This window comes from Tetragenococcus halophilus subsp. halophilus DSM 20339 (assembly GCF_003841405.1).
Classification (GTDB): Bacteria; Bacillota; Bacilli; order Lactobacillales; family Enterococcaceae; genus Tetragenococcus; species Tetragenococcus halophilus.
This window is the reverse complement of sequence record NZ_PXYA01000001.1, coordinates 78,292-103,396: the sequence shown is the minus strand read 5'-3', so window position 1 is coordinate 103,396 and position 25,105 is coordinate 78,292. Positions and strand designations below refer to the sequence as shown.

Below are 25,105 nucleotides of genomic sequence, written 5' to 3'. Positions count from 1 at the left end.
ATCATCAGAAAAGAAATAGGGTAGAGGGGAAATAAATTTCCGCCCCTCCCGTCGCACCGTACGTACGCTTCTCGTATACGGCGCTCCATTTGTATTGTTTTCACGCTTGATTAAGATAGTAATTTAAAGGATTGACCAATCCAGGTCGATCCTTTTTCTTTATGGCTAAAACTTTCGGACTTAGGGTAAAATTGACGACGTCCATGCCACATTTCCTATACCAACCTAATCTCGAATTTGCCACCTTATAAATATTTTCTTTGGTAAAATGGCATTTGAATAATCGGTTTAATTGTTGTAGATTCGTATAGATTCGTTGTGGCAGTTTCCATTGCTTTATGATGATCACTCGGACTTTATGTCGTAACCATTGCCCAAACTTTGCTAGATAGGTTTTCATATTCCCGATACGGTAGTAATTGATCCAGCCTCTTATCGTTTGGTTGAGTTTCGTGAATGTCACCGCTAAGGGTCGTGACACAGCCTGTTTTCTTTTAAGGATGGCTTTCGTTTTATCATAGAGCTTTGTTTTACTGACTTTGCTCGGTTTACACTGCCAACCCTTCTGGTTCTTCCAGAAGGTAAACCCTAAAAATTGACTCTGTGTCGGTCGTACCACCTTGGTTTTTGTGACGTTCACTCGTAAGAAAAGCTTTCTTTCAATCCAACTCGTAATAGATTTCATTACACGATTGGCTGCCCGCTCACTTTTGACAAAGATATCCGTATCATCCGCATAACGGACAAAATAGAGTCCTCTTGCTTCTAGTTCTTTATCCAATTTGTCCAGATAAATATTCGCTAAAATGGGACTTAAAGGTCCGCCTTGCGGAACGCCCGTTTCATTCGGACGAACAAAGCCATTTTCCATAATCCCTGCTTTTAAGAAAACACGTATTAAGTGAAGCGTTTCTCTATCTTTGACCCGTTCTCTAAGGGTCGAGATTAATTTATCATGATGAACCGTATCAAAATATTTCTCAATGTCCATATCAATGAGCCATTCATAACCTTCATTCAAGTAATCGAGTGCTTTTCCAATCGCTTGATGTGCACTTCGATGGGGACGAAAACCATAACTGCTTTCACTGAAGTGAACATCGAAAATGTGACTCAGTTGTTGCGCGGTTGCTTGTTGTACCACACGGTCTACCACGCTTGGAATCCCTAAAGGTCTTTGTTTTCCATCGGCTTTAGGGATATAGACTCGCTTGACTGCCTTAGGTCGATAGGTCATCGATCGAATCTCCTGAACAAGGTCTCGTCCATGTTGATAGAAGTAATGGTCAAGTTCGTTGACTGTCATTTTATCAACACCCGGAGCGCCTTTATTCTTTCTGACCTGCTCGATGGCTTGTCTCATATTTTGATGACTCGTGATCTTTTCAATGAATCTCATGCGCTGTTCCTCCTCTAGGTGTAGATGGATCCAAGATCGTCCTCACTACTTTTCCCATCGATAGTTACGTTCTACCGTTCTAGGGTATCCTCGTTTCCGGACTGCTTGGATATTTTCTTCTAGCGATTCACACTATACAAACATTCAGCCCTTCACTACATGTAATATCATAGCTACTATGGCCTCGGCTGACTTCTTACGACAAACCTTTTTCGACCGTTCGCAAACGTCCGTAAGATCTCCCAGGGTAAGACACTTATCTTTCTCTCCACAACCTCTTGATTTACTGTCTTGGTTTTACGTTTACCTTTTGGACTTCGGCTTGATATGCAGCCTTATCCACCATTTAGCCTCATCAAGTTCCTGTGCGTAGGTTCAAGAGATTTGCGCCACCACTTCCTTCACCCCATCATCGCTGATTTCGGCTTGTGGCTCGCTACACTTGGCGGTAACTACCCGTGACTAGACTTTCACTAGCTAGATAAATGCCATGCCTGGCACACATAAAAAAATATCGCACTTTTTTGTGCGATACTTACTAAAACGAAAGTATAAGAATTTGTATGCAAGCTTTCACCCACTTCTGAAGTTCATTCTCCGCCGAATGAAGAAAGGTTATTTATTATCCAAAGTTCACTCAATCTTCGTATAATTCTTCTCCAAGCATCTCTAATGTATCAAAGGTACGAGGACCATAGTCCATAAAGTCGTCGTAAGTTGTTGTGTATATTCTATTTTCTTTAATCGCGCTCACATCTTTAAGTAATGGTTCATTTGTAATACTTTCCACCGCTGTTTCGTCTAAATCCGCATTACGATCAGCTGTAACGTAGAGAATAATGTCAGGATCAGCATTAATGATTGTTTCTAAAGAAGGATCTGAGCTACTCCCTTCAATTGCAGGTTGCACATTTAACTGTTCAAGCAGGTCGCTTTGTAAACCTTCTGAAATGTTAAATGCTGCAAATGTTGAATCAGAATCATCATAGGCCACCATTGGAAGAAGCGTTAATTCTTCCTCTCCTTTGTTCTCATCGGCTTTTTCTATAACATCTTGTAGACGTTGTTCCAATTCTTCAGCATATTTTTCAGCACGTTCATTCACATTAAAAATTTGTCCTAAAGTACGTACATCATCGATTACTGCAGTCAAAGGAGGATTCGTGGACATACCACTTGCCGTTTGTATATAAGTTTGTGCGCCTAGTTCATTTAAAGTGGAGACTGACCCCATTGAATCATCATCAAATGACATTTCACGTCCTACGACAATATCAGGTGCGTACTCTGCAACTGTTTCCTTGGATACATTCATCTTATCGCCAATCACTGGGATATCATCAACATCTTCTGCAAATTTCCCAGTAACTTCATTATCTGGTTGAGTAGTGCCGACAATTTTATCTTTTAAGCCCAATTCTAACAAAATCTCAATTGAAGACAGGTTATTTGTCACCACTCGCTCAGGTGCTTCTTCAAATTTTTGGGTCTGAGTATTTCCCTCAGCGTCTGTCACATCTATCTCTAGAGGGTAAGTCGTCTCATTTTCATCGACTTGTTCTTCAGTATTAGCAGTAGCCTCCTGTCCTTCTGTTTGTTGTGAATTACAAGCTGTTAATAAAAGTAAAACTACAAATAATGCGCTTATCAAATAGATAGATCGTTGCTTCATCTGATTCTCTCCTTTAGTCTAAAATGTATAATAACTTATCAATAAATTTTGCGTTTTCGGGTCGTTGTAGACTTCACAATCCACTTCATAAATATCCTTTAAAATTTCTTTTGTGATAACCACTTTCGGTCTACCGTAATATTTCACTTCTCCTTCCTTTATAAAATAGATATAATCACAAAATTGTGCGGCTAATGAAATATCATGTAAAGCCACTAAAGTATTTACACCTAATTGTTTAATCACACGAAGACTTTCTAATTGATACTTGATATCCAAATGATTACTTGGTTCATCTAAAATCATTAAAGTAGGTGCTTGAACAATCGCTCTAGCAAGACAAACACGTTGCTTTTCTCCTCCAGATAGTTGGGAAATAGGCCGATCTCGTAATTTGCACAGGCCTGTTTTTACCAAGGCTTCTTCTACTAATTCGTAATCATGGACACTTTCTTTTTCTAAAGCACGTAAATGAGGCGTTCTTCCCATTAGAACGATTTCTTTTACGGTAAAATCAAAACTATTATTTTGAAACTGTGACACCACAGACATTTGCTGGGCAATTTTTTTAGTTGGCGTATTTTTTAAGTTCAAATCATTTAAATAAATAGTACCGCTTTTAGGTTCTAATACGCGATATACAGATTTTAATAAGGTAGACTTCCCACTACCATTAGGACCCAATAAAGCAGTGAAAGAGTGATCATGTACTTGTAGATCAATTCCTTTAATCACTTTATTTGTTCCTTGAAAAATTTCTACGTTTTCAACATTAAGGTTCATAACATTACTCCTGACTAGTCTTTGAATTGATAATTTTTTTGAATCATGATAAATGCAAAAAATGGCGCGCCAACGATTGACGTAAAGATGCCAATAGGTAATTCATTATTTTCAACCATAGTACGAGCTAAAATATCTACAACGACTAAAAAAATACTTCCAGTCAATACAGTTATAGGAATCAATTTCCGATGGTCTGGACCAACTAAAGCTTGGATATTTTATTTTTTCTTCATCACTATAAAAAAACGAGTTAACTAGAAGAATTTCTAATTGATATTCATAAAAGGAAACACACAATCTTGGCAGCAATCCATATGATTAAAGACTCCCCTTTCTTAAACAAAGTTGTTGACTATAAAAATCTATCTTGCTAGACTATTACGGTCGTCTTTTTAAAGACATACGAAATGAAAAGTAAGGAAGTGATGATGGTGGCTTGGATTTTAGATTGGGGAGAAAAATGTAAACCAAAGCTGGGAAAACACCTTATAGATATACAGGCTGGTTATAAACCAAGCCGCTATGATTTCTTTTAAAAAATAGAATGAGGTGTTTTCCCATGCAAAAGTTTAAAACGCAAAGTTTCATTTTGATTTTAACGTCGTTTCTTTTAGGCTTTAGTGAATTTATTATCGTAGGTATCTTAGATGATATCGCTGCTTCTTTTCCTGTAGATGTTTCTACAGCGGGTTATTTGGTCACCATTTTCGCATTATCTTATGCTATTAGCACGCCTTTTGTGACTACTTTAATTGGGCAAAAACGTTTGCTTAATGTTTTATTATTCCTGATGAGTATATTTACTATCGGAAACTTTGTCACTGCTATGGCACCAACGTATGCTGTTTTAACACTTTCCCGCGTTGTCGTAGCTGTTGTTTCTGGTTCAGGCATCTCCGTGATTATGGCTTTTGCGACTTATTTAGCTCCGATGGAAAGACGCGCTTGGCTTATCGCTTGGATATTTTCAGGTTTTAGTATCGCTTCTGTTTTTGGGGTTCCATTGGGTACATTCTTAAGCACACAATTTGGTTGGCGTTCTGCTTTTTACCTCATTGCTGGACTTAGCTTTATCTTGTTGTTTTTCCTTAAGATAAGTTTACCTGATGATCTGCGGCAAAAATCTTCAGGAGCTACACGTTTTTCTGACCAGTTAGCTATTTTTAAAGATTCACGGATACAATTAAGTGCTTTCGTTACCATGTTCAGCATTGCCGGTATTTATGCTGTGTACACCTACCTGCGTCCTATTTTTTCGACAGAATTAGGGATTGCGCCTTCGTTAGTGACCTTAGCTTTTACAGCTTATGGTTTCATGTCCCTTATAAGTAATCAATTGAGTGGTAAAATCGCGGAAAGACGTGGTTTGCTTACATGCCGAAAGTTTATATTGCTGAAATTTTCTTATTAGGATGTTTGCCTGTTTTGTTAAATATACATTGGGCGGGTTTTATTGATTTAATGTTGATTGGTTTGACGATGTATCTACTCAATTCGCCTATTCAATTGCATATGATAGGTATTGCAGAAAATAGTTATCCTCAATCTATGGTGTTAGCATCTTCTTTTAATTCGATCTTTTCCAATATTGGAATTGCCATAGGTTCTGCTGTTGGAAGTCAAATCGCACAAAATGTTGGTATGCAAGCTCTCGGGCCAGGAGGTGCCGTTCTTGCTGCAATTACATTGGTACTAACACTGATGTTAAATCGTAAGAACGCCCAATTTACGGAAAGTTTAGAAGCTTAAATTTTAGAATGGATCGCCTTTCTTTTTGAAAGGCGGTTTTTTCATCAGGTTTTGTTCAATCTTGCACATAATAAATGAGGTGTTAATATATAATTGTTCGCACAGGCCGCTATAATTTATATCCGGATATGAAATTTATGGCAACACCTCCAATTGATGGCGATTTAACCCAATATATCACTTATCCTAATGAGAAATTACGAGATGAATAAGCTGAAATCTTGTTTATACATCTAACCAAATAAAGAGACAAACCGGAATACTTCTTCAACTTTAAAAGCAAGTCTTCCGATTTGTCTCTTTTTGTTTTTAAATACAATAAAGCAAAAAAATTATAATTTCCCTGCTTTTATTAGCTCTGTTACCTTCGATGCTTTTGGTACAAACGCCACTGACAGATTCCGTAAATAACCAGTAAAGCAATTGTTAACATATTTTGCTGGATATACATCCCCATCTTAAAATAGGTATTCATTTCTGGATAAAACGAAACTTGCGGAACCATATAAATAGAATAACCTAATGATAGAAGGGGCAAAACAAGCCCCCACCAAAAATGTTTTCTGGTAGATAACCAAATCTGAAGTCCCACGCCCCCAAATACTGTAATCAATACAATGAGTAAATCGGTCATTGATAACGGCATAATATCACCTCTTTTTTATTTGACGATTTTATAGTAAGTCTTGGCAGTAATTCTATAAATCATAATGTAAACCAGCAAAAAGATAACAAACGCTAGGAATAGACTCAGCGGAAATAAGTTCACTTGATTTAACATCACTAAAACCATCCCTTTTTTCATCAGCGGCAACATCACGAGTGTATGGACGCCGGTGACAAATACCGGCAAGAAAAAGACGCTTAACATTTGCGAACGAATAGCTTGTTTAATCTCTGCATCGCTTAATCCAACATTACGCATAATCCGAAAACGTTCTTTGTCATCGTAAGCTTCTGAAATTTGTTTATAATAAATGATTAATACTGTCATCATCAACAATAATAACGCTAAGTTTAAAACGAGAAATAAGACGCCTCCTCTTAACGCACGAAAGTTACCGTTAGCCTCTACTCTTGTGTCAACATTGGTAATATTCATCTTTTCTTCATTTATTTTATCTTGATAATGATTGGAAAAATCAATTTTCTCCTCTTTTGTAGCATTTACTAAATCAAATTGTGAGAAAACGCTGGTGGGTGTCGTCATCTCCTGTAAAACATCTTGTTGGCTTTGATCAATTTCTTGTAATACTTCAGGAGAGCTAACAATGATATAGTAACCATCATTTACCGCATTTGACGTTTCATTTCCTATAGCAAACTCTTCAATATTATCTTCTTCTCTTACCTCAAATTGTTGATTTAATAAGGACAATGTGTTCGCTTTATAAGCTTGTACTGTCCCGTGAACAACCACTTCGTTTTCTGCTAAATCTAATTGATCCCCCGAAATTTCCTGATAATTATCTTGATCAACAAAATAAAGATTGGCTGGTGTTTGGTTCGTTTGCGTTGAGTAAACATCTTGTGTGAGCGTAAAACCATTTTTGTCTCGTTGTGCCGGAAAATTTAGATAAGTGTAAGATAGGAAGTCCTCTACTTGAATATTGGTCTCCGCTGAAATCTGTTCGACAACCTCTTGTATTCTTGTTTTTGTGGTATCCTCTGTTTCTGCATCACTATTACCTACTTTCACTTCAGAAATCACATCACGCGGATACTGTGTATTCACTGAATTATCCGTCGTTAAATACAAGGAAGCCGCAATAGAAAACATTAAAACAACACCGACTGATAAAATAGAAATATTGGCCAAACCTACTGCATTTTTTTTCATGCGATAAAGCATACCGGAAATCGGTATAAAATGTTTGGTTTGATAATAGTATCTTTTATTCTTTTTAAGTAGCTTCGAAAAAGTAATTGTTCCTGTAGTAAACAATAAGTAAGTAGCAGCAATTACGATTAAAATGGCTAAAAAGACTAACTGCATCCCTAAAATAGGTGACTGAATCGTTAATGCTAAATAGTAACCGACGCCCATTAAAAGTAAAGCAATAATGGTCCATACAATTTTTATTTTAGGTTCTTTCTCCTCTGTATTGCTTGCTTTTAATAATTCAATGGGATTAGCAAGCCTGACTTGATAGATATTCACAAGTAAAACTGCAAGAAAAATCAAGAGAAAGAAAGCTGAGGTCCATAAGATCGGCTGCATAGAAAGCTCAAAGCCCAAAGAGACAGGCGCAGCTAACATACGTCGAATAAGAAGCGTCGCGACTTTATTTAACAACAATCCTGCTATAAGCCCGACAATTAAGCTAACGAAATAAATAAAAAGAATCTCATAGGAAAGGATCTTGCTTATATGTTTTTTATCCATGCCTAAAATGTTATAAATACCAAATTCTTTTTTTCGATTTTTCATGAGAAAACTATTCATATAAAACAAAAATATCGCAGAAAACAGAACTAATATCACATAGCCTAAAGCTAAAATTGTTTGTAGGTTCGCGCCTCCAGGGATTTGTTTCAAACCGCTATTGACAGATAAGCTTAAAATAACGAAGGTCATCATAACAGAAACAATACTTGAGATAATAAATGGATTGTAAAGTCGGCTGTTTTCGCGAATACTTTGTAAGGCTAATTTTGCGTAAAATCCATTATGCATAATAATCCTCTCCTGCACTCAATACAGTTAGTGTCTGTGAAATTTTTTGAAACATCTGCTCGCTACTTTCTTCTCCTTTATATAATTCATGAAACACATTGCCATCTTTAAAAAAAGAACGCGTTTGGCATGACTAGCTGCTTCGATACTATGTGTGACCATTAAAATCGTTTGTCCTTCATCATTAATTTGATTAAAAAGGGTGAGCAGTTCGTTGGTTGATTTTGAATCTAGCGCTCCTGTCGGTTCATCAGCTAAAACCAAAGCCGGACTAGCAATAAGTGCCCGCGCCACTGCAGCCCGTTGTTTTTGCCCACCAGATACTTCGTAAGGAAATTTCTCTAGCAATTCTAATATGCCTAATTTTTCCGCAATGGGTTTTAGTTTTTCTTCCATCATTTCATGCTTCTTTCCTGATAGAACTAAAGGTAAAAAAATATTATCTTTTAAAGAAAAAGTATCTAATAGATTAAAATCTTGGAAAACAAATCCTAGATTTTCACGTCGGAATTTTGAAATATCTTTTTCCGAAATTTGTACGATATCTTGATCATTTAATAATACTTTGCCATTTGTCGGACGATCCAGCGCTGCTAAAATATTCAGTAAGGTTGTTTTGCCAGAACCCGATTCGCCCATAATGGCAATATATTCTCCACTTTCAACAGAAAAAGAAAGATTCGCCAAGGCTTCCAACTTATTTTTTCCGAATCGATTGCTATATACTTTCTTTAATTCTTGTACTTGTAGAAGACTCATTTTTAGCTCCTCACTTTCTAAGTAGTGATATTTCTTTGTTAATCTAACGATAGCAAAAAAGAGAAATGCCTTTCTATAATTTAAGCTGGCATTTCTCTTTATTTTCTAACAGTTTTGTTAGATTGCTTTATTTTGTAATCATTTCCTGTTTGTCAAAATGTATAGATACTTTTGTCCCTTTTTTAGCTTTGGAAGATAGGAAAAGCTGGTGCCCTAATTTCTGAATCACTTGTTTGGACAGGTAAAAGCCAATGCCCGTAGCATTTTTTTGTTGGCGTCCCGTAAATCCTGTGAAATTTCTTTGACCCACTCTAGGTAAATCTTCTGCTGAAATACCAATACCTGTATCTTCGATAACTAAAGACTGATTTTCTAAATAAATCGATATTGATCCTTCATGAGTGTACTTTAAGGCATTAGAAAGTAGTTGATCGATGACAAAACTTAGCCACTTGGCATCAGTAACAACACGAAGATGAATCATCTCATAATGTAGCGTAAGTTTTTTTCGGATAAAAGAAGGAGCGTACTTTTTAATATTTTCTCGAATTAAGTCATCTACATCCACTTCTTGAAAATGATAATCGGTGGAAGAACTTTCCAAGCGGACATACTGTAAAATCAAATTTACGTACTGATCAATTTTAAATAGTTGTTCTTCCAACTCATCTGAAACTTCTGCTTCATCTTCTTGTAAAATTAAATGAAGTGCTGCAATCGGTACCTTAATCTGATGGACCCAAGTTGTGAAATAATCCAAAATTTCTTGTTCAGTGTGTGCCGCTTCATTTTCTAAAGCTAAAAGCTGCTGGTTTATTTTTTGAATAATTACTTGATAGTCCTTTTCAACAGAACCATTGCTTTCAGGTAAGTCTTTGAATGTGACCTCTTCAGAACTTTTAAGACGAGCTAATTGAGTACGTTTGGTATAGAAATGGTAAAAATCAAAAACACCCATAATAATAACTACAAAACTGCTGATAACAATGCTTAATAAAGCTCTTTCTAGCGGCAATTGATAAACATAGCCCACTACAATATTAACCACAGCAAAAAAGAGACAGAGAAAAAGAAACATTCTTTGTTTGTATAGATATTGGAGTAGTAGCACACCTTTAGTTTTCAATAAGATAACCTTCTCCTTTTTTTGTACGAACAAAATCCTCTAAGCCCATTTCAGCTAACTTTTTCCTTAAACGATTGATATTGGTATACAGTGCGCTATCATCCACATAACTATCTGATTCCCATAGATAAAGCATGAGCTTTTTCCGAGAGACAATATGTCCTTTATTTTCCATTAACTTTTGGAAAACTTTTGCTTCGTTTTTTGTCAGTTCCATCTCATGGTCTTGATAGGAAATCGTAAAGTTGCTGCTATTAAAAATTAAACCACGATGTTCAATTAAGTCATTGGAATCACTAAAGTCGTAACTACGACGAAGAAGCGCTTGTATTTTTGCCATTAAAATTTCCAAGTCAAAGGGTTTTGTAATATAATCATCGGCTCCCATCTCAATTGCACGAAGAATATTCAGATTATCTATAGCCGAGGAGATAAAAATAATCGGCACACTGGAAATTTTCCGCATTTCCCGACACCAATGGTAACCGTCAAAAAAAGGAAGGGTGATATCAAGCAAAACTAGCTGCGGATCAAAGGAAACAAGCGCTGACAAAATGTTTTGAAAATCCTTTGCAATCAAACTTTCATAATCCCATTTTACTAGATGTTGTTTGATTTTATTAGCAATCACTTCATCATCTTCAACGATAAATATTTTCATGACGGCACCTCTTTTCTTCCCATATTTTCCTTTAGTATGCCTTAATCCAAGCTTTCTGTCTAATATTTTCAGCTGTTTAAACACTAGTGACGATTGATCAACGACCCCACCCATATTTCCATTGAAAATAATTGAGAGAAGAACGAAGGCTTTGCTTCATTTATTGCTGCGTTGTTATAGTAATCACTTAGTTTTCCTTGAAATTCTAACTGTAATGTAGGAATTTCTTTTAAATCTTGCGGCGCAACTAAAGATAATGGTTTTTCAAAAGTATTAAACTCGCATTCTGCCAGTACTGAAGCGACAAATTGTGAACAGAAAAATACATGATCTCTTTTTATAGGTCTATTGATTAAAAAACCAAATAAACCAATAAAATTATAATGATAATATTCTTTTTCTGCTTTTATTTGTTCAACATATAACTCCATTTGTTCTAATTGCTCTTGTGTAATATCAAAAGAGTAAACTGCACAGTGCGCTTTTTTAAGTAGCCCCGTTCTGATATTTTCCTCGATAAACCCACCAATAAATGGATTTCTTATATGCTTTCTGCCAAAGCTATAAACTTCCGACAAATCAGAAGTAAAAGCAATGGAAGCATGATTGTAAGGATGATGTGTATACAGCCTAATAAACTTAGTAAACAGCGTTCCCGTATCGGTTAATAGTATATATCCTTTTTTCTCTTCCATAATCTTGCTCCTTTAACTCTCCTATTAAGAATATTTTCTATTCTCAATATAACGATAAAATACTAAAAAAGAATTAATTAATTTCTTAAAAAAGAGTTAACTATTTTCTAATTGATAACAATTATCTAAAACTTGAGAACATCTTTATACCATGATAATTTATTATTAATAATAAAGCTATAAGGAGATCTTTTATAGAACAAAAACAACTCGTCTATGCAAAGTTAGAAGAAATGAATATTGATTTTCAAAGGATTGAGCACCCGGCTGTTTACACAATAGAAGAAATGAAAGCCCTGGATTTTCCAGCGCATTCCACCGTTGCTAAAAATTTATTTTTAAGAAATGGCAATGGGAAAGAACACTATCTGCTTGTGGTTGAAGAGGATCAAAATATAGATTTAAAAGAAGTTAAAACAATGATTGCCTCTTCTCGCTTATCTTTTGCCTCTGAAGAACGGCTTGAAAAATACTTAGGCTTAGCTAAAGGAGCTGTCAGTCCATTTGGTTTATTAAATGACAAACAGAACGATGTGACTGTTTATGTAGATAGTCATTTAAAAGACGCAAATGTCATTGGTCTTCACCCTAATGATAACACTGCTACTGTTTTTATTACTTTTGAGCAGCTCTTGCAATTTATAAAAGAAACAAAACATGAAATCCATCAATTAAATTTTGCTTAATTCATTTTACAAAAGAATACCGAATTGGAGGCAAGTACTTAAATACTTGCCTTTTTCATTGAAAAAAATGCTTGATTTCAGTAAATTTTCAAGCTTTTTTAGTAGATTATACAATAAAAAATATGCTATCCTATTCCAGGATTATTAATAACTCTTGCAAGCTTATAGACTGCTTTAAAGCAGCTTATTATATTTTCAAGGGGAGAAAGGAGTGTAGTAATGGCTAAATTTATTAATAAACATTATAAAAATATCATACTTTGTTTCATAGGAACTTTTATCAATGCGCTCGGTGTTAACTGTTTTCTACTTGGAGCAAATTTAGGAGATGGAGGTACTGTCGGGATATCTTTGGCTTTAAGGTATACGCTTGGCCTTTCGCCCGCCTTAACATCTTTGATTATAAACACTTTAGTCGTTTTTGTCGGTTGGAAATTTTTAAGTAAAACCACAGCAATTTATACTGTGATCGCCAACACTGCACTTTCTTTCTTTCTGAATTTAACCGAAGGAATCAATTTAGGTGTCGACGACTTTGTTATAAACTCTGTGTTCGGGGGTGCTGTTATAGGTATTGGCGCGGGTCTAGTGATCTCAACAGGTAGTACCCTAGGCGGAACTTCAGTTATAGCTAAAGTCCTCAACAAATATCTGGATATAAAAACTTCTCAAGGAATTTTTATGTTGGATGGTCTAGTTGTCCTATCTTTTCTTTTAGTACTTCCTATAGAAAATGTTTTATTTACTATCATTATGCTGTTTGTAACAGAAAGAGCTACCTCCTTTATTATTGAAGGTTTTAACCCTAAAAAGGTGGTTACCATTATATCTAATAAGAATGAGGAAATCAGTAATAAAATCAATGATTTTACAGGCAGAGGTTCAACGTTATTAACAGGTAGCGGTGGTTATAGTAAAAATCAAAGAACCATGCTTTATGTTGTTGTACCGCAATCACAAGTTACTAGGATTAAAAAGCTTGTCAATAAGGAAGACGAACATGCATTTTTGGCCATTCATGATGTTAGAGATGTATTAGGTAGTGGCTTTATCAATATCAATTAAGATAAAAATATTCCTTGTTCCCACCATAATTTACAAATATTGGTGGGAACTTTTTTGATGTCCCTCCAATAATTTTTCAATTGCTGGCATCTTTTTAATGATACCACCATTTTTTATGATTTTGGAGGAGTCATTTTATTTGATGTATTTTCTCCTAAATTGTAAAGGAGAGTCATCGTAATACTCGCCAAACTTTTTGATAAAGTAAGCGACATTTTCCATCCCTACGCTTTCAGCAATTTCTTTGACGGTTCGATTTGTTTCCAACAATCCTTTTTTTGCCATAGTTAGACGAATATTCATCAATCGTTTTTGTGGGGTTATCCCAGTAATTGCTTTATAAGTGTGGCGTAAATATGATTCTGAACCTCGTGCTAAGTGAGCTAATTCTTCTAGGGTTAACTTCTGCTGATAGTTATGAAGTAAAATCGTATCAATTTCTCTTACCCATTCCTGATTGCTAACTGGCTCACCTAAGGGTTGGCATCTTTTACAAGGTCTGTAACCTGCCTGTACAGCCCCTTCTTTTGTATAATAAATTTCTATATTTTCTTTTTTGGGTAATCTTGAAAGACAAGAGGGGCGACAAAAAATCCGAGTACTTTTGACTGCATACCAAAAGATATCATCATAATACTTATTATTAGCTTTTATGGCCTGCCACTCAGTTTTTGTTACACTCACACAATAAACCTCCTCTCATCGAATGTCTTCTAAAGTAAGCAGTTTTAATTTTCTTTCGATCCCTCCTGCATAACCGGTCAGAGAACCATCGCTTCCAATGACTCTATGACAAGGGATAATGATCGAAATAGGATTATGTCCTACAGCGCCACCAACAGCTCGTGCTGATCCGACGTTTTCACCGTAATTTTCTTTTAATTTATCAAGGATTTGCTGATAAGTAATTGTTTGTCCATAAGGTACAGTTTGCAAAATTGATAATACCTTTTGACGAAAATCTGTAACTTTAGGAGCTAATGATAAATGCTCTTTTGCAGGTTTTCTTCCGTCGAAATAGTCACTCAACCACTCTTTTACTTTCTTTATCACACGGTTTTCTTGATAAACAGCTTCTTCTAAAGAATAGGAAGCACCGTAATATTTCTGATCTTCAAACCATAGCCCCAACACAGAACTGTTGTCAGCTAATATTAGGAGATTGCCTAAAGGTGATGCATATTTACTTTTATATAACATCTTTTCCCACCTTTCTTTTATCATCTTTACTCATTTCATCACTAAAAAAATTTCTTTCTTATAAATCTATTATAGCAATTTTTTCCTATAAAAAATAATACAATCTGGCTTTTTTAACCTAAAAAAAGTCCAGACCTATTCTTTTATAGATCTGGACTTTTGCTGTTAAATTAAGCATCTTTCCATACTTCTTGGGCAATGTCTTTGATAAATCTTATTTTATTCCATTGCTGTTCTTCGGTTAAAATATTTCCTTCTTCAGTGGAGGCAAAACCACATTGAGGACTAAGACATAAATTTTCTAAAGGAACAAACTGACTTGCTTCTTTGATGCGAGCGATAATATCTTCCCGATTTTCTAAACTTCCTGATTTAGAAGTCACTAAGCCTAAAACCACCTTCTTTCCAGCTGTTACATTAGCTAAAGGTGAAAAACCGCCTGCACGATCACTATCGTATTCTAGATAATAAGCGTTGACATTTTCTTGGTCAAATAAGGGGCTAGACACATTATCATAGCCACCTGAAGAGGACCAAGTTGACTGATAATTTCCTCGACAAATGTGTGTGTTGATCACAAGATCTTGTGGTTGATTGTCGATAATTGCATTATTTAAAGTAACAAACAACCGTTTTTGTTCTTCCGCTTCTTTTTCAGCCCTAGCGCGCTCTTTACTAGCCACTTTTTCTGGAATACCATTTGTCATAGAAGTGCCAGCTGCTAACATTCCCCAAGTACAATCATCGATTTGTAAGGTTTTAACACCTGCAGCATAAAATTCCGATATCGCTTCTCGATAGGCGGAAATAATCCCGTCAACTAAGGCTTCTGTTGTTGAATATATTTCTTTAGTTGATGCTTCATTTTCCGGTCTAGCCAATTCTGCCCAAAATTGTGCAGGGGCTGGTATCGTTAATTTTACTTCCGTATCTTCTTTTGCATGTTCTTTTGCAAAACGAAAATGTTCTACAAAGGGATGATTTTTTCCACCCAGTTTACCTGTTAGTCTAGCAGTTTCTGCTCGAGTTTCCTTGTCTTTAAACTGATAGCCTTTATCACTTGCTGCTTTTGTAACACCATTGAGTCCCCAAAAGAAATCTAAATGCCACCAACTACGACGAAACTCACCGTCCGTTACAGCGTTAAGTCCAACTTCTTCCTGTTTCTTTATTAAATCAATAATTGCCTGATCTTCTACTTCTTTTAATTCTTCTGCCGAGATGTTTCCTTGCTCAAAATCTTCTCTAGCTTGCTTTAACGCCTCGGGTCTTAAGAAACTACCGACGATGTCATAACGATAAGGTGATTGTTGTTTTAATTTTGTATCTGCCATTATAATTCCTCCTGTATTATCTTTTTATTTATTATTTTTAAATACTTTTGAGAACTGGCTCTCTTCCTTTATATCATCCTTTTTTTATTTAATTTTTTTATCTACAGCATCCTTTGATAAGCTATTTAAAAGAATTTGAACAGCTTGAAATGCTTGAACGCTCACGTTATCCACTGAATCATCAAACATCTGTGGTGCTTTATCTCCTACCTTATCCGAAATTGCGCGCACATTGAGTATCGGAATATTATAAAAACTAGCTACTTGAGCAATTGCGCAACTTTCCATATCCGAACCTATCAAGTCTGGAAAATTTTTGCGTATTGTGTTGATAGTGGCATCATCACTCATAAAAGAATCCGCAGTTACAATCGTTCCTAAATGATAAGTAATATTGTGAACAGCAAATAACTTTTCAACTTCTTGCAAAAGAGCATGGCTAATCGGATAATCAGCTGGCATCTGAGGCACTTGACCATATTGATAGTCAAAGCCTGTCGCATCCACATCACTATAAACAAAACGATCGCTAAGAAGTATTTCTCCTAAGGCTGCATTTGCATGAAAAGTACCAGTAGTTCCAGTATTAATAATTAAATCGGGTGCGACATGTTCACATAACCAAGCCGTACTAGCAGCCGCATTTACTTTACCAATACCTGATTCAACTAAATAAACATCTTCGTTGAGTTTTTCAATAACAGTCTTTCCTTTTTGCCAAATTTGTTTACGTTGTGTGAAGAATTCACGAAAAGGAGTTACTTCTTCTTGCATCGCCGCAATAATAGCAATTTTCACTTTATTCCCCCCAAACTTCATCAATTGATTCGTCTACTTCTACTTTGGTACCTTCAAATTCTTCATCTATATACTCTTGGATTTCAGGGTCATGATAGATTTCTCCTAGCTTTTGCAGATCTTCTTCATCTTCTCTTCCTTCTTGGACTGCAATAATGTTAAAATTCCCTTTATTGTCATCATTAACTTCTTCATGATAAATAGCATCTTCTAATACATTTAGCCCCCCTTCAAGTGCGACCGTGTTACTGATTGGAATTAAATCCAAATCAGATAAAACACGAGGGCCCGTCAGATCATCAATTAAGCTAAACTCGAGATTTTTAAGATTTTCTGCAATATCATCAGGTGTACCCAGCCCATCATCAAAGTCCTCTTCTAGTGTAATCAATCCAGCCGATTCTAATAGGCGCAATCCTCGTGCGGTATTTGCTGGATTATCTGCTAGCGCTACCTGAGCACCATTAGGAAGATCTTCCACAGAATCATACTTGTCTGAGTATAATCCCATAGGTTCCATATAAGTTGTCGCTATAGGAATTAAATTTGTTTCACTTTCTTCGTTATAACTTTTTAAATATTCAATAGACTGAAAAGCATTCGCGTCTACATCGCCATCTGCCACAGCATTATTGGACTGTGTTCCTCCTGTGATTTCTGTTACCTCAATTTCAAGTCCCGCCTCTTGGGCTGCATCTGAGTTTGCGATATAATCCCAAACTTCCGCATCCGAATCTACTGAACTGATATGAACAACACCATCATTTTGCTGTGCACCCTCTTGTTCTGCAGACCCACTATTTCCACAAGCACCTAAAAGCAGTAAAAAAATTGTTGCACCTATATATAAACTTATTTTTTTCATGTGTCACCTTCCTTAATGTTTAAACAACTAATGATACGCCAACAAACAAGCAAATTCTTCCCCCTTATATGTTTTTAGAGATAAAAAAAAATCTCCATCCCTTTGCTTATTATTTCTAATAAACAAAGGGACGAAGACTTTTCGTGTTACCACCCTTATTCATATCGACCTCACAGCCAATATCTCAACGGTACGCATGATACCCGGCAGTATATCGGCTGCTTTCCCGTTTATTCAGCGCTAACTGAACAAAAAGCTTAGAGCTCATCTTCACTAAATTTATTTGCACCCTTTCACACCATCCGGGCTCTCTTTAACAAACGCAATAGTTACTCTTCTCTATTATCGCTTTATCTGTGATTTGCAAATTAGTATAGAGAATAGTCAAAACTTTGTCAAGCTATTTTTTGAAAATTCTTCCATTTTAACTATTAGTCCTTGTATACCATTGCTGCTAAATCAAATTTTTTAATTATTCTGATAATCTTATTTTTAACTAACACCTAAAATTTCCTCTTTGGAATGAATCAATTCTGTTAAAAAGTTACAATAAGGCGTTGGTATTTGGTATTGTTTTCCTTTTCTAACAATCACGCCATTAATATAGTCGATCTCAGTTAAACGTTTATTATCGATTAAATCCTGATACATTGATGGATAATGTAAACCTATTGTTTCTGGATCAAAACTTGATTTTATTTGTGTTAAAACTTCGTCTTTGTCTAGGAAAATATTTTGTGCGTTAGCAATTGCGATAAATTCATCGACAATTTGAGAAATAATAATGTTGGCGTAACTGCTTGCACCAAGACTAGCGATGTTACATTCTAAAACAGTGCATAGTCCATTGACACTTCCATTCACACATGCCTTTTTATAAATAGAGGACAAAATATTAGAAGAATACTTTGCATTTAAATCAGCTCGGTTCAATGCCTCAACAATTGTATTGGCTGCTTGTTCTTGGCCTTGTGCTAAGTTTTGTAAGTCAATCGAACCATCGCCAAATAGTTTCACTTTTCCTGGGCCTTGCAGACCGGAAGTCCACATAGTATTTCCTAAGAAAATATTTTGATAAGGTACATATTTTTTAATCATATCTTCATGACCAATGCCGTTTAGTAGACAAAGTACCTTCGTATCTTCATGTAAAAGACTATTAATAGATTGCAACATGGAATCTAACTGCATAGCTTTAGTAAATAAAATCACCAAATCTGCTGAAAAATCAACCTTTGCAATCTCATTTTGATTATAGGCAGAAATATTTTCAACTATTTTTTCTCCGTTAAAATTAGCTTGTAATCCATTTTTATTGATTGCATCAATGTGTTCTTGCCAACCATCCACTAAAACAACTTCATGATTCGCACGATGTAACATTAGCCCAAAACGACTTCCCATAGCTCCGGCTCCGGCTATAATAATTTTCATATAATTCACTTCCTACTAGGTATATTCATTTCACCCATTTTATTATACTACGCTTATTCCTGATAAAAAACCATTTAAGAGGTTGTAATTTTTTTACGTTCAGATATTATCCGTGCTACACTTTTATTGTACAGAAAATATATTAAGCGGAGGTAATATAAATGCAACAAGAACAATTAATTCTAAAAGAACGTCCGAATGGTTTACCCGATGATAATACTTTCGAGTATAAAAACATTGATGTTTTTGAAGCAGGGCAAGGCGAAATATTAGTCAAAACTTTATATCTCTCAGTTGATCCGTATATGCGTGGCAGAATGTCCGATGCGCCTTCTTATTCTGCACCTTTTGAAGTGGGCAAAGCTTTATATGGAAGTACCGTAAGTGAAGTTGTTCAATCTAATAGTAATGAATTTTCTAAAGGAGATTTAGTCACAGGTACAACGAATTTCCAAGAATATAATGTCGTTAAGCCTTCAGAAGTACGTAAAGTGCAAACAGATCATTTAAAACCAAGTAACGCCTTAAGTGTCTTAGGTATGCCTGCTCTAACGGCTTATTTTGGAATGATGCACATCGGTGAACCCAAAAAAGGGGAAACTGTAGTAGTTTCAGGCGCAGCTGGTGCTGTAGGACAAGTTGCAGGGCAGCTAGCTAAAAGTGTTGGTGCACGGGTGGTCGGTATTGTTGGTTCTGAGAAAAAAGCCCAATATATCACTGAAACATTAGGCTATGATGCAGCGGTTGAATATAAGAAAGGTAATGTGAGCGAACAATTACAAGAGACTTGCCCTGACGGAATCGATGTTTATTATGAAAATGTAGGCGGTGAAATTTCTGAAGCGGTTTGGCCATTACTTAACGTTTTTGCCCGTATCCCAGTTTGTGGTGCAATTTCTTCTTACAATCTTAAAGAAGGTGAAGAAGACATTGGTCTACGCGTCCAACGCTTTTTGATCAACTCTCGCGCAAAAATGCAAGGATTACTCGTGGCTGATTTTGCAGATTCTTTTGATGAAGCTTATGAAGCACTAGAAAAGAAAGTGGCTAACGGTGAGTTAAAATTTGAAGAAACGATTTACGATGGTTTCCATCAAACACCTGATGCCTTTTTAGGTTTATTTAGTGGCGAAAATATCGGTAAACAAATTGTGAAAATCGCTGATAAAGAATAGTTGGATAAAAAAGACCCTAGATAATAGGTCCACTGACGGTTTTTTATCAGTGTCTATTAACTAGGGTCCATTTTTAGCAGGGCGACGGTTATTTTTAATTAAATAATGTTTTCTGTCACCGTCTTAAACGGTGCTGTCATTGAGGGGTTGTTCATAACAATCCCTCTTTCCTTATATAAGGAAGTATAGCATACAAAAGCGGATTATTCAATGAAGTAAGCTTCTTCATAGTGCCACAGTATGAGCATTTCAAATTTAGCTTAGATTTAGAGATGCTATACCATTTATTTTATAAGTAATAGACACTTTTGATATGGACAAAGACAGGAGTGAAATCATAATTTAACCCCTGAAAAATCAAAGATAGTAAACGTTTCATTAGGTTCCCTGGAAACCAACTGAGTCTATATCTGGAGTTTACTTTCATAAAACAAACTTTTTTAGTTATAAAAGCTCCTCTACTTCAACTTACAGTTTCTTTTCAAAACCTTCCATTGGAGCCGCTTGGTTTTGGTAATTTTCTGCTTTTTTGCCATCAGGTGTAAAGTTCATTACACTGCCAAATGATTCTTTCAAATAAGTTTGCATAGCTCCTGAAATGCCTAATTCTTCCATATCTGCAAAACTCATTGTCGTACGAATGCTTGCTTCATCGCCCATCATTACTTTTTCTACCCAACGGGGTTCACGTAAAAGTTCACGACCAATAGCCACTAAGTCAGCGCCGCCGTCTATCATTTCTTCAGCATCTTTCGGAAGTTCAACCGAACCTACGCCGATAAGCAGAATTTCGTTGGCGATTTTTTCCGCAAATTTTTTCAAAATAGGCGTCGTGTCTGTTTCATCATTTAATGACGTACGTTTGTAACTTCCCATAGATAGATGAATATAATCCACTTGCTTTTTAATTGTTTCGGCAAGATATAAAGTATCTTCTAAACGAATACCTGGCGTTTCAACTTCTTCTGGTGAAATTCTATAACCTAATAAAAATGGATCTGTTGCATACTTTTCGATCGTTTCCGTCACTTCTTTAATAACCGCAAGTGGAAATCTCAAACGTTTTTCTCGATCGCCGCCCCATTCATCAGAACGTTGGTTAGAATTGGCAGAATAAAATTGTTGTAACAAATAAGTATTTGCTCCATGTAATTCCACACCATCAAAACCCGCTTGAATGGCTCTTCTTGTAGCAGCTCCAAAGTTTTTAATGATTTGTTCAACTTCTTCTTGTTCTAATGCTCGTGGTGTTTCCAAACCTGGAGGAAATTCTGCTGCAATCGCACTAGCACTTACAGGGGTTTCTCCCCGCAACACTTGTGAGGTTGATTTTCTACCTGCATTAAAAATCTGCAAAATCGCCTTTGCGCCATCCTTTTTGATCGTAGCTGCTAGGTTTTTTAACCCTGGTAGCATTTCATCGTGTGCTACAGAAAGTTCGCCTTCAAAACCTTTTCCATTATCAGAAACATTAGCTACTGAAGTGACAATCATACCTGGACCTCCAGCTCTAGCAGCAAAATAATTAAGCTCATCTTGCGTAATCTTGCCATTATAAAAGCTAGACATTGTAGTCATAGGTGCCATGACTATTTTATTCTTTAAGGTGATGCCATTGTTAAATTGTAAAGGTTCTAAAAATTGATAATCTGCCATAGTTCAACACTCCTTATTTTTTAGCAAAGCTCTTTTCTTTTGCTTTACATATGTTAGTATAAATCTACGAAGAAGAATACGTAAGTACGCACTATAAAGTGCTATAGATACCAAAAAGTTCCTATTGGAAGAAAAGAGGATTTATCATGAGTAAAATATATCAAATGGGCATTGAGGCTACTTTAGATGTTATCGGTGGAAAATGGAAACCTATTATATTATGTAATTTAGGACATGGACCCTTACGCTCAGGAGAATTAAAAAGAAAGCTCCCTAACGTTACGCAAAAAATGCTAACACAACAACTTAGAGAGTTGGAAAAAGATCAGATTATTGCTCGAGAAGTTTATAACCAAGTTCCCCCTAAAGTCGTCTACGCTTTAACAGAAGAAGGAAAGACATTACGAGATATTCTAGTTTCCATGTCTATTTGGGGAGAAAAACGGATTAAACAAGCACAAACAGATGGCGAAGATGTTACTTTATTAAGGGATTATGACGGTTTTATAGAGATGTAAAAAAACATTACTAACTCCATAATGATTAGAGAAGCAAGCTAATCATTATGGAGTATTTTTGTATTGTAAGACTTTTGTAAGATTTACGAAAAAGATTCGAAAGTTTCTCTTATTAAGATAAGTCTATCATCAAATAACAGGGAGGAAATCTTTTGCAAAAATTTTTGGTTGGAATTGTACTTAAAACAAAAAAGAAGCGTGACAACTTATGAACCAGTCAAAGAAATTGACATCCTAAATACGAAAGAAAAACTATGAGGAGGAAATGAACATGGAAAAAATTGTCGATGCACAAGATTTGAGAAAAGTTTATGGTAAAGCGCAAGGAGAACAAACTGAGGCGTTAAAACAACTTTCTTTTACTGTGGAAAAAGGAGAATTTATCGGTATTATGGGCCCTTCTGGTTCGGGTAAATCGACCTTGTTAAATTTATTAGCCACGCTTGATAAACCAACAGATGGAACAATCACCATCGACGGAAATGACGTCACAAAACTAAAGGGTAACCAGATTGCGGATTTTCGTAGTCAAGAAATAGGATTTATCTTTCAAGAATTTAACCTTTTAGAAAATCTAACGGCTTCTGAGAATATTGCGGTCCCCCTTTCACTTCAAGGTGTTAACGCTAAGGAAATCAAAAAAAGAGTAAATCAAATCGCGCAGCGATTATCAATTGATGCCATTTTAGAAAAGTACCCAGCAGAAATTTCTGGTGGGCAAAAACAACGGGTAGCCGCCGCTCGTGCTTTAGTGACTCAACCTGCCATCTTATTAGGTGATGAACCTACGGGCGCTCTTGATTCGCAAAGTTCACGTGATTTGCTGGACACCATGAAAGAATTAAATCAAAATGACCAGATTTCCATCTTACTTGTAACCCACGATCCTTTTTCTGCTAGTTACTGTAAACGGATTTTATTTATCCAAGATGGTGTCATCCAACAAGAAGTCAAAAGAAACGACCAAAGTCGAGAAAGTTTTTATAGACAAATATTAAAGATTCTAGGAACTTTAGAACAATAGGAGGTGAACACAAATGCTTTTAAAATTATCACTGACTGGACTTAAAGGACGCTGGCGCGATTACGCAGTTCTTTTTTCTGGACTAATGATTGCCGCAGGAATATTTTATATGTTTCAATCTATGGCAAGTAACGATGCTTTTTTATCAAGTAATTCTCCTGTAGCTATGACAGGTATTATTTTTCAGCTAGGCTCTGTTTTGCTTGGTATTATCACCTTAGTTTATATTTTATATGCCAATTCTTTTTTGATGAGTATGCGACAAAAAGACTATGCGATGTTTATGATGTTAGGCGCTAAACAACGTAAAATCGCTCTGCTGATTTTTATCGAAACGTTTATTATCGGTCTTTGGGCAACACTTCTAGGCGCTATTATAGGTGTTGGATTGTCCTCTATTGTAAGCAAACTTTTGACCAATCAACTGGACATTCAAGTAACAAATTTTTCCGCCTTCAGCGCTAAAGCGCTCCTTCTTACATTAATCTTTTTTACGATCTTATTTTTATTGGCCGCGACAATTAACGCTTCTTCAATCGTCAGAAAGCCGATTTTATCTTTATTAAAAGCAAACGAAATGCCGACTGCCTCACGACGTAAGCCAGTAGTATTAGCCCTAGAAGCCATCAGTGGGCTGGTCTTACTCGGAATTGGCTATTACATGATGAATAGTGTTGACAAGATTGGTTTACTCGCGCTAATCATCGCTTTATTTACAATTGTATTAGGAAGCTATTTCGTTTTTCATTCTGTCATGATTTTTGGTTTAAATCTTTTGAAACGCTCCGATAAATTAAGACTGAAAAATTTAAATAACTTTACATTATCGCAGTTAAGCTTTCGTATTCAAGACTATACTAAAATGCTTTCGATGGTATCGATCATTTTCGCTTTAGCACTAGGCGCGTTAACTGTCGGATTAGGTTTTCACAAGGAAATTCCGAAAATGACTGAGCAAACCTCTACTTATGACTTATTCTTAAATAACGCACAAGATGCTGATCAAAAACAAGTCGAAGAGCTAAATCCGACTTTAGACCTTAGTTATCAGCTAAAAGAAGATGAAGATACGGTTTATTTTAACCAAGAACAGTTTGATGAAGAACCTTTAAACGCGATTTACTATGACACAACGCCTAAAAAAACCACTTATTCTGGTGAAGAATTAGCTAATGATGAAGCTAAGATGGATAGTCTACGGACCTTATTGCTTCCCGAGCAACAGGGAAAAGAGATATCGATGGTCGCTGCAGATGAGTTTAATGAGCTTAATCAGGCAAGCAGTCGCTTACAAGTTGTTCAAGTTAAAGATTTTATGGCCCAAAAAGATGCTGTTGGAAAAATTGTTGCTGAAAATGTAAAACAAAATCCATCTTTAGCCCAAGATCAATTTTCTATGAACCAAAAATATGACATTTACACACTCTACAATGAAATGTTCTCTGGACTTGAGTTTATGGGATTTTTCCTCGGCATCGCTTTTTTGACAATGCTAGCGAGTTGCTTGATGTTTAAAATCCTATCAGGAGCAGCCAGTGACGTTGCTCGTTACAACATGCTAAATAAAATTGGTACGCGAATGAGTTTATTAAAAAAATCGATCAGAAGAGAAATTGTGGTATTATTTTTAGCACCGGGAATTTTAGGCGCTATTCATGTGTTATTTGGTCTAAAAATGTTTACTTCTTTAATTACCGAACCTTATGCCGGCATTTGGTTACCGTTTCTTATCTTCTTCATCTTATATCTGCTTTATTATTTGTTAACGGTCTGGTTATACACCGATATTGTTTTAGAGAAAAAAGAATAGCTTACACAAAATGAAA

General features: G+C 35.9%; 22 protein-coding genes and 2 pseudogenes. 7 read left to right on the top strand and 17 right to left on the bottom strand.

What is annotated here, in order from left to right:
* Positions 1–100 precede the first annotated feature (100 nt).
* The 4 genes from ltrA to C7K42_RS00500 form a co-directional block, all read right to left on the bottom strand.
* Positions 101–1,399: a group II intron reverse transcriptase/maturase gene (gene ltrA, locus C7K42_RS00520; protein ID WP_124175373.1), complete on the bottom strand. Its 1,299-nt coding sequence runs from the start codon at positions 1,397–1,399 to the stop codon at positions 101–103.
* A gap of 637 nt (positions 1,400–2,036) precedes the next feature.
* Positions 2,037–3,071, bottom strand: coding sequence for an ABC transporter substrate-binding protein (locus tag C7K42_RS00510; RefSeq protein WP_014124457.1), 1,035 nt, complete (start codon positions 3,069–3,071; stop codon positions 2,037–2,039).
* Positions 3,072–3,089: 18 nt separating this feature from the next.
* Positions 3,090–3,854, bottom strand: a complete 765-nt coding sequence (locus tag C7K42_RS00505) for an ABC transporter ATP-binding protein (protein WP_014124456.1) — start codon at positions 3,852–3,854, stop codon at positions 3,090–3,092.
* 14 nt (positions 3,855–3,868) lie between these two features.
* The gene (locus C7K42_RS00500; protein ID WP_257784584.1) at positions 3,869–4,072 is read right to left on the bottom strand and encodes an iron ABC transporter permease; all 204 of its coding nucleotides are present in this window, start codon (positions 4,070–4,072) and stop codon (positions 3,869–3,871) included.
* Between the two features lie 344 nt (positions 4,073–4,416).
* On the opposite strand from C7K42_RS00500, the pseudogene C7K42_RS00495 reads away from it, so the two are divergent.
* A pseudogene (locus tag C7K42_RS00495) lies at positions 4,417–5,606 on the top strand (MFS transporter).
* A gap of 361 nt (positions 5,607–5,967) precedes the next feature.
* On the opposite strand, the gene C7K42_RS00490 reads toward C7K42_RS00495, so the two are convergent.
* The 6 genes and pseudogenes from C7K42_RS00490 to C7K42_RS00465 form a co-directional block, all read right to left on the bottom strand.
* Positions 5,968–6,252 carry a hypothetical protein gene (locus C7K42_RS00490; RefSeq protein WP_014124440.1) on the bottom strand — a complete coding sequence of 95 codons (285 nt, stop codon included), beginning with the start codon at positions 6,250–6,252 and terminating at the stop codon, positions 5,968–5,970.
* Positions 6,253–6,267: 15 nt separating this feature from the next.
* A complete protein-coding gene (locus C7K42_RS00485; RefSeq protein WP_103099650.1) occupies positions 6,268–8,283 on the bottom strand; it encodes an FtsX-like permease family protein in 2,016 nt (671 codons plus the stop codon).
* Positions 8,276–9,042 (bottom strand): annotated as a pseudogene (locus C7K42_RS00480) (ABC transporter ATP-binding protein). Before C7K42_RS00480 ends, C7K42_RS00485 begins: the two are co-directional and overlap by 8 nt.
* 127 nt (positions 9,043–9,169) lie before the next feature.
* A complete protein-coding gene (locus C7K42_RS00475; RefSeq protein WP_041591790.1) occupies positions 9,170–10,168 on the bottom strand; it encodes a sensor histidine kinase in 999 nt (332 codons plus the stop codon).
* Positions 10,158–10,829 (bottom strand): response regulator transcription factor, encoded by a 672-nt coding sequence (locus tag C7K42_RS00470; protein WP_014124436.1) that lies wholly within the window; start codon positions 10,827–10,829, stop codon positions 10,158–10,160. The genes C7K42_RS00475 and C7K42_RS00470 overlap by 11 nt, the downstream gene beginning before the upstream one ends.
* An 83-nt stretch (positions 10,830–10,912) precedes the next feature.
* Entirely contained in the window at positions 10,913–11,524 is a 612-nt protein-coding gene (locus C7K42_RS00465) for a hypothetical protein (RefSeq protein ID WP_014124435.1), read from the bottom strand.
* Between the two features lie 233 nt (positions 11,525–11,757).
* Here C7K42_RS00465 and C7K42_RS00460 point away from each other — a divergent pair, with 233 nt between their 5' ends.
* Both C7K42_RS00460 and C7K42_RS00455 read left to right on the top strand, forming a co-directional pair.
* On the top strand, positions 11,758–12,210 hold the full coding sequence (locus C7K42_RS00460; protein ID WP_069028785.1) for a prolyl-tRNA synthetase associated domain-containing protein: 453 nt from the start codon (positions 11,758–11,760) through the stop codon (positions 12,208–12,210).
* Positions 12,211–12,429: 219 nt separating this feature from the next.
* Complete coding sequence (locus C7K42_RS00455; RefSeq protein ID WP_103099649.1) at positions 12,430–13,275, top strand: YitT family protein; 846 nt, start codon at positions 12,430–12,432, stop codon at positions 13,273–13,275.
* A gap of 135 nt (positions 13,276–13,410) precedes the next feature.
* On the opposite strand, the gene C7K42_RS00450 is transcribed toward C7K42_RS00455, so the two are convergent.
* The 6 genes from C7K42_RS00450 to C7K42_RS00425 form a co-directional block, all read right to left on the bottom strand.
* Positions 13,411–13,959: a bifunctional transcriptional activator/DNA repair enzyme AdaA gene (locus C7K42_RS00450; protein ID WP_014124432.1), complete on the bottom strand. Its 549-nt coding sequence runs from the start codon at positions 13,957–13,959 to the stop codon at positions 13,411–13,413.
* Between the two features lie 15 nt (positions 13,960–13,974).
* Positions 13,975–14,475: a methylated-DNA--[protein]-cysteine S-methyltransferase gene (locus tag C7K42_RS00445; protein WP_014124431.1), complete on the bottom strand. Its 501-nt coding sequence runs from the start codon at positions 14,473–14,475 to the stop codon at positions 13,975–13,977.
* 170 nt (positions 14,476–14,645) lie between these two features.
* Complete coding sequence (locus C7K42_RS00440; RefSeq protein ID WP_014124430.1) at positions 14,646–15,809, bottom strand: 5-methyltetrahydropteroyltriglutamate--homocysteine S-methyltransferase; 1,164 nt, start codon at positions 15,807–15,809, stop codon at positions 14,646–14,648.
* Positions 15,810–15,893: 84 nt separating this feature from the next.
* On the bottom strand, positions 15,894–16,607 hold the full coding sequence (locus tag C7K42_RS00435) for a 5'-methylthioadenosine/adenosylhomocysteine nucleosidase (protein WP_014124429.1): 714 nt from the start codon (positions 16,605–16,607) through the stop codon (positions 15,894–15,896).
* A 1-nt stretch (position 16,608) separates the two neighbouring features.
* Positions 16,609–17,472: a MetQ/NlpA family ABC transporter substrate-binding protein gene (locus C7K42_RS00430; RefSeq protein WP_014124428.1), complete on the bottom strand. Its 864-nt coding sequence runs from the start codon at positions 17,470–17,472 to the stop codon at positions 16,609–16,611.
* 492 nt (positions 17,473–17,964) lie between these two features.
* On the bottom strand, positions 17,965–18,906 hold the full coding sequence (locus tag C7K42_RS00425; RefSeq protein WP_069028784.1) for a 2-dehydropantoate 2-reductase: 942 nt from the start codon (positions 18,904–18,906) through the stop codon (positions 17,965–17,967).
* A gap of 161 nt (positions 18,907–19,067) precedes the next feature.
* Between C7K42_RS00425 and C7K42_RS00420 the strand changes: the two genes are divergently transcribed.
* Positions 19,068–20,081 carry an NADP-dependent oxidoreductase gene (locus tag C7K42_RS00420; RefSeq protein WP_014124426.1) on the top strand — a complete coding sequence of 338 codons (1,014 nt, stop codon included), beginning with the start codon at positions 19,068–19,070 and terminating at the stop codon, positions 20,079–20,081.
* Positions 20,082–20,549: 468 nt separating this feature from the next.
* Here the strand turns inward: C7K42_RS00420 and C7K42_RS00415 are convergent, their stop codons facing one another.
* Positions 20,550–21,737 carry an NADH-dependent flavin oxidoreductase gene (locus tag C7K42_RS00415; protein ID WP_014124425.1) on the bottom strand — a complete coding sequence of 396 codons (1,188 nt, stop codon included), beginning with the start codon at positions 21,735–21,737 and terminating at the stop codon, positions 20,550–20,552.
* A gap of 146 nt (positions 21,738–21,883) precedes the next feature.
* Here C7K42_RS00415 and C7K42_RS00410 point away from each other — a divergent pair, with 146 nt between their 5' ends.
* The 3 genes from C7K42_RS00410 to C7K42_RS00400 all read left to right on the top strand — a co-directional run bounded on the left by C7K42_RS00410 (position 21,884) and on the right by C7K42_RS00400 (position 25,089).
* Positions 21,884–22,255: a winged helix-turn-helix transcriptional regulator gene (locus C7K42_RS00410; protein ID WP_014124424.1), complete on the top strand. Its 372-nt coding sequence runs from the start codon at positions 21,884–21,886 to the stop codon at positions 22,253–22,255.
* 271 nt (positions 22,256–22,526) lie between these two features.
* Positions 22,527–23,279 (top strand): ABC transporter ATP-binding protein, encoded by a 753-nt coding sequence (locus tag C7K42_RS00405; protein WP_014124423.1) that lies wholly within the window; start codon positions 22,527–22,529, stop codon positions 23,277–23,279.
* 13 nt (positions 23,280–23,292) lie between these two features.
* Positions 23,293–25,089 (top strand): ABC transporter permease, encoded by a 1,797-nt coding sequence (locus tag C7K42_RS00400; protein WP_103099648.1) that lies wholly within the window; start codon positions 23,293–23,295, stop codon positions 25,087–25,089.
* Positions 25,090–25,105 lie beyond the last annotated feature (16 nt).